We start from the raw sequence: 10774 nt of genomic DNA, 5'->3' as shown, positions 1-10774 counted from the left end.
TTGATCGCGGATCCAGTGAATAAGATCCAAGTTATTCACAATAATTTTAGCCAAAATGTCTGGATCCACACAAATTGCCCCAAATTTACTCACATAATGATCCACTTATGCCCGGATCCTGTCTAGTTATCCCCAAAATTAGAATTCAATCTGGTTATGGTTAATAACATCTGGTTATTTATTCTATTGACTGTTTTCCCAGTAACATCTCACCCCATAATGATAAGGAGTTACCAAATGAAAAACTGGGTTAAAGCTGCAATTGCGGCTATCGCACTATCTGCTGCTACTGTTCAAGCTGCCACTGAAGTAAAAGTAGGCATGTCTGGCCGTTATTTCCCGTTTACGTTTGTGAAGCAAGATAAGCTGCAAGGCTTTGAAGTGGATCTGTGGGATGAAATTGGTAAACGTAATGACTACAAAGTGGAGTACGTAACAGCGAACTTCTCTGGTCTATTCGGTCTTCTTGAAACAGGTCGTATCGATACGATCTCAAACCAAATCACAATGACGGACGCACGTAAGGCAAAATACCTTTTTGCTGACCCGTACGTAGTTGATGGCGCACAGATTACTGTACGTAAAGGTAACGACAGCATTAAAGGCATTGAAGACCTAGATGGTAAAACCGTTGCGGTTAACCTAGGCTCAAACTTTGAACAACTGCTGCGTAACTACGACAAAGACGGCAAAATCAACGTAAAGACATACGACACAGGTATTGAGCACGATGTAGCACTAGGTCGCGCAGATGCTTTTGTTATGGACCGCCTATCAGCACTTGAGCTGATCAAGAAAACAGGTCTACCGTTGCAACTTGCAGGTCAACCTTTCGAAACGATCGAAAACGCATGGCCATTTGTTGATAACGAAAACGGTAAGAAGCTTCAAGCAGAAGTAAACGAAGCACTTGCAGCAATGCGTGCTGATGGTACTCTAGAGAAAATCTCTGAGAAGTGGTTTGGTGCAGACATTACTAAGAAGTAATCACTCACTCTAAACAGCCATAACCCACTGCATTTTCTCTGCAGTGGGTTTTTCTTTTTTTAGTCGCTAATAACCACAACACATTACCCAACGCCTGACATAACCAAACGAGATAGATTATGGGATTTGACTTTAATTACATGCTGGAGTTGCTACCGATACTGTTTAAGTATCTAGGCACAACCATGGAGATGGCAATATGGGGCCTATTCTTTGCCCTGATCCTGTCTGTGATACTAGCAAACATTCGTGTGTTCAAAATCCCAGTACTGGATCAACTCAGCCAACTCTATATTAGCTTCTTCCGTGGTACCCCACTGCTGGTACAGCTATTCCTGCTTTACTACGGCTTGCCGCAAGTGTTCCCATGGATGGTTGGCTTAGATGCCTTCAGTGCCGCTGTTATTGGTTTAACATTGCACTTCGCCGCCTACATGGCAGAGAGTATTCGTGCCGCGATTATTGGTATCGACCGCAGCCAAATGGAGGCGAGTCTTTCGGTAGGTATGACGACCAGTCAGGCGATGCGCCGTGTGATCCTGCCACAAGCAACACGTGTCGCTCTACCGTCACTGATGAACTACTTCATTGATATGATTAAGTCGACCTCGCTTGCCTTCACCCTTGGTGTGGCTGAGATTATGGCAAAAGCGCAAATGGAGGCCTCTTCAAGCTTCCGTTTCTTCGAAGCGTTCTTAGCCGTAGCACTTATCTACTGGGGTGTAGTGGTGATTTTAACTCGCATTCAACTATGGGCCGAAGCGAAACTGAATAAGGCGTATGCACGATGATCAAATTAGAAAATATCCACAAGCAGTTTGGAGAGACGGAAGTCCTTAAAGGTATCAACCTTGAAATCCAACAAGGTGAGATTATCGTTATCATCGGTTCGAGTGGTACTGGTAAGTCGACCCTATTGCGTTGCGTGAACTTTCTAGAGCATGCCGATCAAGGCTCGATTGCGATTGATGACATCAAGGTGGACGTTGAAAAACACACCAAAGCTGAGGTATTAGCGCTGCGTCGTAAGACCGGCTTTGTCTTCCAAAACTACGCACTGTTTGCGCATCAAACCGCCAAGCAAAACATCGCTGAAGGCTTGATCACGGTACGTGGTTGGAAGAAGCAGCAAGCCTATGAAAAAGCACAACAAATCCTTGATGATATTGGTCTAGGCGATAAGGCTGATAGTTACCCAGCCGCGCTCTCAGGCGGTCAACAGCAGCGTGTAGGTATTGGCCGTGCGATGGCCCTTCAACCAGAGCTACTTCTGTTCGATGAGCCGACTTCTGCACTCGATCCTGAATGGGTCGGTGAAGTACTTAACCTAATGAAAAAATTGGCAAATCAGCATCAAACCATGCTGGTGGTTACCCATGAAATGCAGTTCGCGAGAGAAGTCGCGGATCGCGTGATCTTCATGGCTGATGGCCACATTGTCGAGCAAGGATCTCCACAGGATATTTTTGGTAATCCACAAGATCCTAAATTAAAAAAATTCCTAAATAAGGTTGGGATCGAGTAAGGATCCTTGAGATTTTAGAGATTCTACGTATAATCCCCCGACCGGAATTTTAGTTAACCCAATCATTGACACTTTTTGTGACAGTGATTACAATTCCGCCTCTTTGTTGAGAGGCGTCGGTTTTCCTTCCTTTATATAAAGAGAGGAAACAATACCCACGCCGGGTTTAACAAAAACCTAAAACTACTGATCAGTAAGGTAATTACAATGAAACGCACTTTTCAACCTACAGTTCTAAAGCGTAAGCGTACTCACGGTTTCCGTGCTCGCATGGCTACTAAGAACGGTCGCGCAACAATCAATGCACGTCGTGCAAAAGGCCGTAAGCGTCTTTCTAAGTAATCTTTGATTATTTTGAAAAAGCTAGCCTTCGGTCGGGAGTTACGCTTGTTAACTCCCGAACATTATCAAAATGTCTTCAAGCAAGCTCATCGAGCTGGCTCCCCTCATTTCACCATCATTGCTCGTAAAAACTCTCTTTCAAATCCTCGTCTTGGATTAGCCGTTCCGAAAAAGCAGATTAAAACCGCCGTTGGTCGCAATAAATTTAAGCGCCTATGCCGTGAAAGCTTTCGTAACAATCAACACAAACTTCCTAACAAAGATTTTGTTGTTATTGCTAAAAAGAGCGCGCAAGATTTGAGCAATGAAGAAATGTTCAAATTATTAGACAAATTATGGCTTCGCCTGTCTCGCCCTTCGCGTGGTTAGCGCTAATACCTATCTATTTTTATAGATGGTTCATTAGTCCACTCATTGGCCCTCGCTGCCGATTTACTCCAACCTGCTCTTTATATGCGATAGAAGCGTTGAAAGCTCACGGTTTTGTAAAAGGGTGTTGGTTATCAGGCAAACGTCTATTAAAATGCCATCCTTTGAACGAAGGGGGCTATGACCCCGTTCCACCAGTCCAAAAACAAGACAGAGATAAATAACGATGGATTCTCAACGTAATATCCTGTTAATCGCACTGGCTCTGGTATCTTTCTTACTTTTCCAACAGTGGAACGTAGCGAAGAACCCAGCACCACAAGCGGTTGAGCAGGCACAATCTGGCAGCACTCTACCAGCGCCATCTTATGCAGACGACCTAGATCCAGCTCCGGGTCAAGTTGCTTCGGCAAAAGCGATCACAGTAACCACTGATGTACTGACTCTGTCAATTGATACGGTTGGTGGCGACGTGGTATCGGCAAGCCTTAACGACTACTCTGCTGAATACGATTCAGAAGACAGCTTTGTTCTACTTAAGAACGAACCTGGTCACCAATTCATCGCTCAAAGTGGTCTTGTTGGCCCACAAGGTATCGATCTAAGCAGCACGAACCGCCCAAGCTACACAGTTTCAGCTGACAGCTTCACACTGGCGGATGGTCAAGATGAACTACGCATCCCAATGACCTACCAAGCGAACGGCCTTGATTACACCAAAACATTCATCCTTAAGCGCGGCAGCTACGCGATTGATGTTGAATACGATGTGGTGAACAACTCAGGCAACAACGCAACATTTGGTATGTACGCTCACCTACGTCAAAACGTGATGGATGACGGCGGTAGCCTAACAATGCCAACTTACCGTGGTGGTGCTTACTCTACGGAAGACACGCGTTACAAAAAATACAGCTTCGACGATATGCAAGATCGCAACCTATCTCTTAACCTAGCAAACGGTCAAGGTTGGGCAGCGATGATCCAACACTACTTTGCAAGTGCATGGATCCCACGCGACGAAGCAGGCAGCAACCTTTACACTCGTGTAATTGGCAACCTTGGCGACATCGGTGTTCGCATGCCAAACAAGACGATTGCAAATGGCGACCAAGCAAACTTCACAGCCACACTATGGGTTGGTCCAAAACTTCAAGACCAAATGGCTGAAGTTGCACCAAACCTAGACCTAGTAGTGGACTACGGCTGGCTATGGTTTATTGCAAAACCACTTCATACTCTGCTTTCGTTCATTCAAGGCTTTGTATCGAACTGGGGTGTAGCGATCATCATCCTAACATTCATCGTTCGTGGTGCTATGTACCCACTAACGAAAGCTCAGTACACGTCTATGGCGAAAATGCGTATGCTTCAGCCTAAGCTGACTGCAATGCGTGAGCGTATTGGCGATGACCGTCAGCGCATGAGTCAAGAAATGATGGAACTGTACAAGAAAGAGAAAGTAAACCCGTTAGGCGGCTGTCTACCTATCCTTCTACAGATGCCCATCTTCATTTCTCTATACTGGGCACTAATGGAGTCTGTTGAACTGCGTCACTCACCGTTCTTCGGTTGGATTACTGACCTTTCAGCACAAGACCCTTACTACATCTTGCCACTTCTAATGGGTGCTTCAATGTTCCTAATTCAGAAGATGAGCCCGACAACAGTAACGGATCCAATGCAGCAGAAGATCATGACCTTCATGCCGGTTATGTTCACATTCTTCTTCCTGTTCTTCCCATCTGGTCTGGTTCTTTACTGGCTAGTATCGAACATCGTAACTCTGATTCAGCAAACGCTTATCTACAAGCAGCTGGAGAAGAAAGGCTTACACTCTAAGTAAGCGTTACGCAGTCGGTAAGACTAAGAGTTAAAAGAAAGGCGGCCAAAAGGTCGCCTTTTTGTTTTGGGCTGATTACAATTCAGCTAATTGATTAATCGTGAGCGCCCTATCGGCGTTCACTTGCTAGCAGGCACAACTATGACTACAGATACGATTGTTGCTCAAGCGACCGCGCCCGGGCGTGGTGGTGTCGGTATTATCCGCGTTTCAGGCCCACAGGCAGCTCAGGTTGCTCTAGAGGTCACAGGTAAGGTTTTAAAACCTCGCTACGCTGAGTACCTGCCATTCAAATCTCATGATGGTATTGAGCTAGACCAAGGTATTGCCCTTTACTTCCCTAACCCGCACTCCTTCACTGGTGAAGATGTTCTTGAGCTTCAAGGTCACGGTGGCCCTGTGGTTATGGACATGTTGATTAAACGTATTCTAACCATCTCAGGCGTACGTGCTGCACGTCCAGGCGAGTTCTCAGAGCGCGCATTCCTCAATGACAAAATGGATTTAACCCAAGCAGAAGCGATTGCTGACCTGATTGATGCAAGCTCAGAAGAAGCGGCGAAATCGGCGCTTCAGTCACTGCAGGGTGAGTTCTCAAAGCGCATCAACACGCTGGTGGAGTCACTGATCCACTTACGTATCTACGTTGAGGCGGCAATCGACTTCCCAGAAGAGGAGATCGACTTCCTAGCCGACGGTAAAGTAAGTGGTGACTTACAGGCTATCATCGACAATTTGGAAGCGGTTCGCCAAGAGGCTAACCAAGGCGCCATCATGCGCGAAGGCATGAAGGTGGTAATTGCCGGTCGTCCTAATGCGGGTAAATCGAGCCTACTCAACGCACTGTCTGGTAAAGAGTCCGCAATCGTGACTGATATTGCCGGTACCACACGTGACGTACTGCGTGAACACATCCACATTGATGGCATGCCACTGCATATCATCGATACTGCAGGCCTGCGTGACGCATCTGACGAAGTCGAGAAAATCGGCATTGAGCGTGCTTGGGAAGAGATTGAACAAGCAGACCGAGTGCTATTTATGGTGGATGGCACAACCACAGACGCGACGGACCCGAAAGATATCTGGCCTGATTTTGTTGATCGTTTACCGGCTAAAATCGGTATGACGGTGATCCGTAATAAAGCCGATCAAACGGGTGAGGAACTGGGGATCTGTCATGTGAATGACCCTACGCTCATTCGTCTATCAGCGAAAACAGGCCAAGGCATTGATTCTCTTCGTAATCATCTCAAAGAGTGTATGGGCTTTGCTGGTGGCCATGAGGGCGGCTTCATGGCACGCCGACGTCACCTTGATGCACTAGAACGCGCATCAGAGCACCTGGATATTGGTCAACAGCAGCTTGAAGGCTATATGGCAGGTGAAATTTTGGCAGAGGAGCTGCGTATTGCTCAACAGCACCTTAACGAGATTACCGGTGAGTTCAGCTCAGATGACCTACTCGGTCGCATCTTCTCTTCTTTCTGTATCGGGAAGTAAAGTGGGCAAATAACGGAAAACAACAGCAAGCAACGGTAGATAACACACTGATTTTATTAGATCGTCATTTGCCGTTTGTTTCCATCCGTTGCCGTTAATTGCCAAATCTAGTCCCCAGTTGGTCCCCAATGACATGATAAATGCCGTATTGGGGACCAATTGGGGACAAACATGAAAATTTTCATTGAAAAACGGACACTTAAAGCAGGTGGAACGCGAACATTGCGTCTCATTTATGACCACGGTTATACAACTAAATCAAACGGATCTCGTCAGCGAAAACGTGAACACGAAGTGCTGGATCTGTTTATCTATGACAAACCCAAAACACCAGCTCAGCGAAAACATAACAAAGAGCACCTTCTCCTAGCCGAAACCATTAAGAGTAAACGACTGGTTGAGTGGCAATCCCAAAAGCATGGTTTTGAGGATAGAACTAAGCGTTCAGCTAGCTTCATTGATTACTTTCAACGGCAAATTGACATCAAAGAACAAACCACCTCAACCTCCAACCACTCGATCTGGCTTTCAGCACGTAAGCACCTGCTGTTCTACTGCGGGAAACATGACCTTAGCTTTGATGAGCTGGATAAAGACTGGTTAGACGGATTTAAGTATTACCTGACCAATGAAGCGAAAACCAAAAGTGATACCGCGTTATCTCGCAACACACAAAGCTCCTACTTCAATAAAGTTCGCGCGGCGATCAACGAAGCGCATCGAGAAAGTATTATTCGTGATAACCCGCTTTCACAAGTGACCAGTATCAAAGCGAAAACGACTAAGCGTGTTTATCTCACATTGGATGAGGTCAACGCTTTAGCTCACACAGAATGTCGCTACCCAGTCCTTAAACGTGCGTTTTTGTTCTCATGTGCAACGGGGATGCGTTGGTGCGATATCCATCGACTTACTTGGTCAGAAGTAGAGACATTCAATAATCACAAACGAATTATCTTCGACCAAGCCAAACTCTCTCAGGGCGATGCTAAGAGCCTTCAGTATTTAGACATACCAAAGTCAGCAGAATCACTTTTGGGTAGCCCCAAAGCCTCTCACGAGCGCGTATTCAAGGGATTAAAATACTCTTCTTATATAAATGTAGAGCTGCTTAGATGGGCTCTGGCTGCTGGAATAAGTAAGCACGTTACGTTCCATGCTGGTCGTCATACTTTTGCTGTAATTCAGCTTAGCCGAGGAATCGATATATACGCAGTATCGAAACTGCTCGGCCACAGCGAACTTAAGACAACCGAGATCTACGCTGACATCATAGAACAACGTAGGATGGAAGCCATGCTCACATTCCCCGATATTTTTGCTTCTTCTGGAAAGGATTCAGCGGCCTAAGGCCGCTGCTATAGAAGGTACTACTTACGAGAAGTGGTGGCGACATAGTTTGCTGCCCTTTTTTCTATCTCATGGCGAGATGAAACGCGCTGCTCCTCAACCCAATCCATGATTGCTTGACGCTCAAATCGGAGGTGTTTGCCAAGCTTAAAGTAAGGGATCTCTGCCGAGCTCGTTAGCTTATACAGCTGGTTTGTAGACAAACCGAGTAAGACAGCACATTCATCAACAGTTAGAATATCCTTTCCAAGCAACTCCACCTTTTGTTGCTGCAAACGCTGCTCCAGAACAGCGCGCTCAACACGATCTATTTTGGCGAGAATGGATTGAAGAAGAACTTGCTCGTTGGTTGTCATCGTATCACCGCCTCACCCATTGGAATGTCTCTGGGAAGAGTGGGAAAACCGGGAAATGCACTATTCATCAATACCCATCTCCTTCAACTCAGAGAGGATCTTTTCCGGCCAGAAGGCGAAAAAACGATGATCAAACTCAGTACCATTCTTCTTTTCGATAATCCGAAGTGTTCCCCTACGATCTTCATTGGTTTCAAACCACCCTTTATGAATTAAAGGGCTCAATTGACTCTTGTATTGACGCCGCAGTCGTAGCTGCTTAACAAACTCTTGTTTGTGGATAAGCCACTGGACGTCATCACCATCCTGCCGCCAGTAACCAAACTTTGACGGTCTGCTTGTACAGAATTCAGGAAGCTTATTTTCCCAATGGCTAATCGCTTGTTTCAAAGCACTCAGAACCTCATACGTTTCTTGATTGTGCTGGTGTCCTCTGTGAGCTAACCAACGACTAAAAACGCTATATACAGAATACAGCGACTCTTCTTCAGGCCATGGCACTAACTGGTTTCGTGACGCAACAGACAACGCAACACCAACCAGGACAAAGCGCTTCAAGACCCGATGAACCTGGCCGGAATAATTGCTTTTAGACCAATGCTGCCTCAGCGTTTCGATTTCACGCTGTAAGACAACATCCAGATCGGGCTTATCTGAAATAAGCGTCATCCAAGCCGTGAACAAAGTGCCAAAGTACTTTTGAGTCTGCTTTTCCAAGTGCTCAGCAAACTGAGATGGTGAGGAAAATCGGTGTAGATCCGCAAAACAACCGAAACGCTCTTCCGCTGGAATTTCGATAACTCGAATGAGCTGACCTGCTTTCACTTGATAACCAGAGGACTCCATCAGCTCTGTCAGGCCAACCTCTCCATTGCTCAATGTCAACGTTCGCCAATTGGCAATATTCGCCAGGCCGCCTGTTTCTGTGGCTCGCAGCTTCCCACATCCGTTTACGATTTGATAAGCCGCAGAACTGGCTTCTTCCGCCGAGCACAACCCTAGCTCATCTAACACAAGCAACATGTCGTGATGTTCTGATGCAACCGCCTCAATACCGTTAGCGGTTGTTTTCCAAGACTTGATATAAGACTTATCAGCATAAACAGACGCCGCAACAAACGATGTGACAGATTTCCCCGACGAAGACGGCCCCATGATATGAAATGCCGCACTTTCCATTCCAACAGGCTTGAGAAGCGGCGCGGCCAACGCAACACCAACAGAAAATATGAGCAGAGGATTGCCGACCAACAAAGAACCGACTTCACTTTGCCATTCCGCTAAGCTGCCTTCTGCCAAACAGAGTGAATCAGCCATACCACCAGAAAAGTAGTAAGACTCATCTGACCGTCCGAAACTTTTCTCCGGAGTAACGAACACCTTGTTATGCCAACCTGTTCTTGTGACACAAAAGGCCGTTTCTGCCGCTTTGAGCTCTTCCCGCAAATAGCGCTGGACCATACTCCATGCAGTTTGCTCAGGTTCTAGCCAAAAACCGGTATCAAACAATTCATCTCTTAGCTGATAGTTGGTCCCTCCCATAATCTTTCTGGCAGGCACTATCATTCGGATCATCTGCCTGTCCATATTGATTATTTCAATGCAAGCACTGAACCCTGACTTCCGATCAGGCGAACGCGTTCTAGCAAGAACTTTGACCGAAGAGCTTAACGAACGCCAGCCTCGCTCACGGCAGAAATACTGTAGTTGATCATGATGATGACGAAACTTCATATGACCTCCCTATCACAGGCTCAGCAGCCACTTCTGCACGTCTTCAACACGAAATCTCACACTTCGAGCACCAGGCGATAAATTCACTGGAGAAGGAAAAGAACCATTTTTCACATAACGGCGAATGGTTGCCTGAGACAACTGAGTTAACTGACAAACTTCTTGATAGCTTAATAGCTGATTTGATTGTTTTTGTTCGGTCATAACTACTCCTGATAGCTAATGGATAATCAAGAAATAGTTTGCAAGGTGAGCAACGCAAAGGCGCGCGGTGCTCAGGCCCATTTTGGGCAGTTTGGCGTGAAAATATGCCTGTCGAATTCGTAGTTTAGGGTTACAGAAGCAGATAATGAGGCGGTAACGTGAGTAGGCATTGCTTCACTGTTATTCACCAAGCCACAAAGCGCTATGCGTTAAGCTATTCATCATGGTTAACGCATAGTGCATAGTTACTAGAGACTCTCTTTCACATGTGAAAGTAGCAAAACATGATGCTTTGAACGGACAAAACAACTAAGTGTACCGCTTTTGTTCGGTACACCTAAAACGGTACAGCCAAACCAACCACCTGACTCAAATTATTGTTATAAAACACTTTCTTTAAATTATCCCGTTATCAAACTGTACCGATTTGACGAAAACGGTACACCTCCCTCATCCAAAGCAATCACTACACCCCTTTCTTCTCGCTTTTTTGACCCAAGCACTCGCCACTACACACCAAACCCGCTAAGATACAAAAATTACAATTTGTAGGTTTTGTGA

At 46.0% G+C, this 10774-nt stretch carries 12 protein-coding genes; 9 read left to right on the top strand and 3 right to left on the bottom strand.

Features of this window, described 5'->3' with window-relative positions; translation table 11 throughout:
- Positions 1 to 237: 237 nt before the first annotated feature.
- From AC6I7V_RS14090 to AC6I7V_RS14050, 9 genes are all read left to right on the top strand, one after another.
- Complete coding sequence (locus AC6I7V_RS14090) at positions 238 to 987, top strand: amino acid ABC transporter substrate-binding protein (protein WP_032548624.1); 750 nt, start codon at positions 238 to 240, stop codon at positions 985 to 987.
- Positions 988 to 1106: 119 nt separating this feature from the next.
- Positions 1107 to 1778, top strand: a complete 672-nt coding sequence (locus tag AC6I7V_RS14085; RefSeq protein ID WP_032548625.1) for an amino acid ABC transporter permease — start codon at positions 1107 to 1109, stop codon at positions 1776 to 1778.
- Entirely contained in the window at positions 1775 to 2512 is a 738-nt protein-coding gene (locus AC6I7V_RS14080) for an amino acid ABC transporter ATP-binding protein (RefSeq protein WP_255229553.1), read from the top strand. The genes AC6I7V_RS14085 and AC6I7V_RS14080 overlap by 4 nt, the downstream gene beginning before the upstream one ends.
- 207 nt (positions 2513 to 2719) lie before the next feature.
- Positions 2720 to 2854, top strand: a complete 135-nt coding sequence (gene rpmH / locus AC6I7V_RS14075; RefSeq protein WP_004735800.1) for a 50S ribosomal protein L34 — start codon at positions 2720 to 2722, stop codon at positions 2852 to 2854.
- Between the two features lie 45 nt (positions 2855 to 2899).
- Entirely contained in the window at positions 2900 to 3223 is a 324-nt protein-coding gene (rnpA, locus tag AC6I7V_RS14070) for a ribonuclease P protein component (RefSeq protein WP_032548627.1), read from the top strand.
- Entirely contained in the window at positions 3190 to 3447 is a 258-nt protein-coding gene (yidD, locus tag AC6I7V_RS14065) for a membrane protein insertion efficiency factor YidD (protein ID WP_084181753.1), read from the top strand. Before rnpA ends, yidD begins: the two co-directional genes overlap by 34 nt.
- A gap of 2 nt (positions 3448 to 3449) precedes the next feature.
- Positions 3450 to 5069: a membrane protein insertase YidC gene (gene yidC / locus AC6I7V_RS14060; RefSeq protein WP_032548628.1), complete on the top strand. Its 1620-nt coding sequence runs from the start codon at positions 3450 to 3452 to the stop codon at positions 5067 to 5069.
- 138 nt (positions 5070 to 5207) lie between these two features.
- Positions 5208 to 6569: a tRNA uridine-5-carboxymethylaminomethyl(34) synthesis GTPase MnmE gene (gene mnmE / locus AC6I7V_RS14055; protein WP_255229554.1), complete on the top strand. Its 1362-nt coding sequence runs from the start codon at positions 5208 to 5210 to the stop codon at positions 6567 to 6569.
- 171 nt (positions 6570 to 6740) lie between these two features.
- Positions 6741 to 7919: a site-specific integrase gene (locus AC6I7V_RS14050; RefSeq protein ID WP_498011071.1), complete on the top strand. Its 1179-nt coding sequence runs from the start codon at positions 6741 to 6743 to the stop codon at positions 7917 to 7919.
- Between the two features lie 20 nt (positions 7920 to 7939).
- Here AC6I7V_RS14050 and AC6I7V_RS14045 read toward each other — a convergent pair whose 3' ends face one another.
- The 3 genes from AC6I7V_RS14045 to AC6I7V_RS14035 are packed head-to-tail and all read right to left on the bottom strand — an operon-like array spanning position 7940 to position 10213.
- Entirely contained in the window at positions 7940 to 8275 is a 336-nt protein-coding gene (locus tag AC6I7V_RS14045) for a helix-turn-helix domain-containing protein (protein ID WP_498011070.1), read from the bottom strand.
- A 60-nt stretch (positions 8276 to 8335) separates the two neighbouring features.
- Complete coding sequence (locus AC6I7V_RS14040) at positions 8336 to 10009, bottom strand: DUF927 domain-containing protein (protein ID WP_498011069.1); 1674 nt, start codon at positions 10007 to 10009, stop codon at positions 8336 to 8338.
- A 12-nt stretch (positions 10010 to 10021) separates the two neighbouring features.
- On the bottom strand, positions 10022 to 10213 hold the full coding sequence (locus AC6I7V_RS14035) for a helix-turn-helix transcriptional regulator (protein ID WP_025630236.1): 192 nt from the start codon (positions 10211 to 10213) through the stop codon (positions 10022 to 10024).
- Positions 10214 to 10774: the final 561 nt, after the last annotated feature.

The organism is Vibrio sp. KUL70, from assembly GCF_059725515.1.
This window is presented reverse-complemented; position numbering and strand designations above follow the sequence as displayed.

Excerpts from the sequence above, each read along its gene's own strand:
- yidD (WP_084181753.1), top strand. The coding sequence starts at position 3,190 with ATGGCTTCGCCTGTCTCGCCCTTCGCGTGGTTAGCGCTAATACCTATC.
- AC6I7V_RS14040 (WP_498011069.1), bottom strand. The coding sequence starts at position 10,009 with ATGAAGTTTCGTCATCATCATGATCAACTACAGTATTTCTGCCGTGAG.
- rpmH (WP_004735800.1), top strand. The coding sequence starts at position 2,720 with ATGAAACGCACTTTTCAACCTACAGTTCTAAAGCGTAAGCGTACTCAC.
- AC6I7V_RS14085 (WP_032548625.1), top strand. The coding sequence starts at position 1,107 with ATGGGATTTGACTTTAATTACATGCTGGAGTTGCTACCGATACTGTTT.
- AC6I7V_RS14050 (WP_498011071.1), top strand. The coding sequence starts at position 6,741 with ATGAAAATTTTCATTGAAAAACGGACACTTAAAGCAGGTGGAACGCGA.
- AC6I7V_RS14080 (WP_255229553.1), top strand. The coding sequence starts at position 1,775 with ATGATCAAATTAGAAAATATCCACAAGCAGTTTGGAGAGACGGAAGTC.
- mnmE (WP_255229554.1), top strand. The coding sequence starts at position 5,208 with ATGACTACAGATACGATTGTTGCTCAAGCGACCGCGCCCGGGCGTGGT.
- AC6I7V_RS14035 (WP_025630236.1), bottom strand. The coding sequence starts at position 10,213 with ATGACCGAACAAAAACAATCAAATCAGCTATTAAGCTATCAAGAAGTT.
- AC6I7V_RS14090 (WP_032548624.1), top strand. The coding sequence starts at position 238 with ATGAAAAACTGGGTTAAAGCTGCAATTGCGGCTATCGCACTATCTGCT.
- yidC (WP_032548628.1), top strand. The coding sequence starts at position 3,450 with ATGGATTCTCAACGTAATATCCTGTTAATCGCACTGGCTCTGGTATCT.
- AC6I7V_RS14045 (WP_498011070.1), bottom strand. The coding sequence starts at position 8,275 with ATGACAACCAACGAGCAAGTTCTTCTTCAATCCATTCTCGCCAAAATA.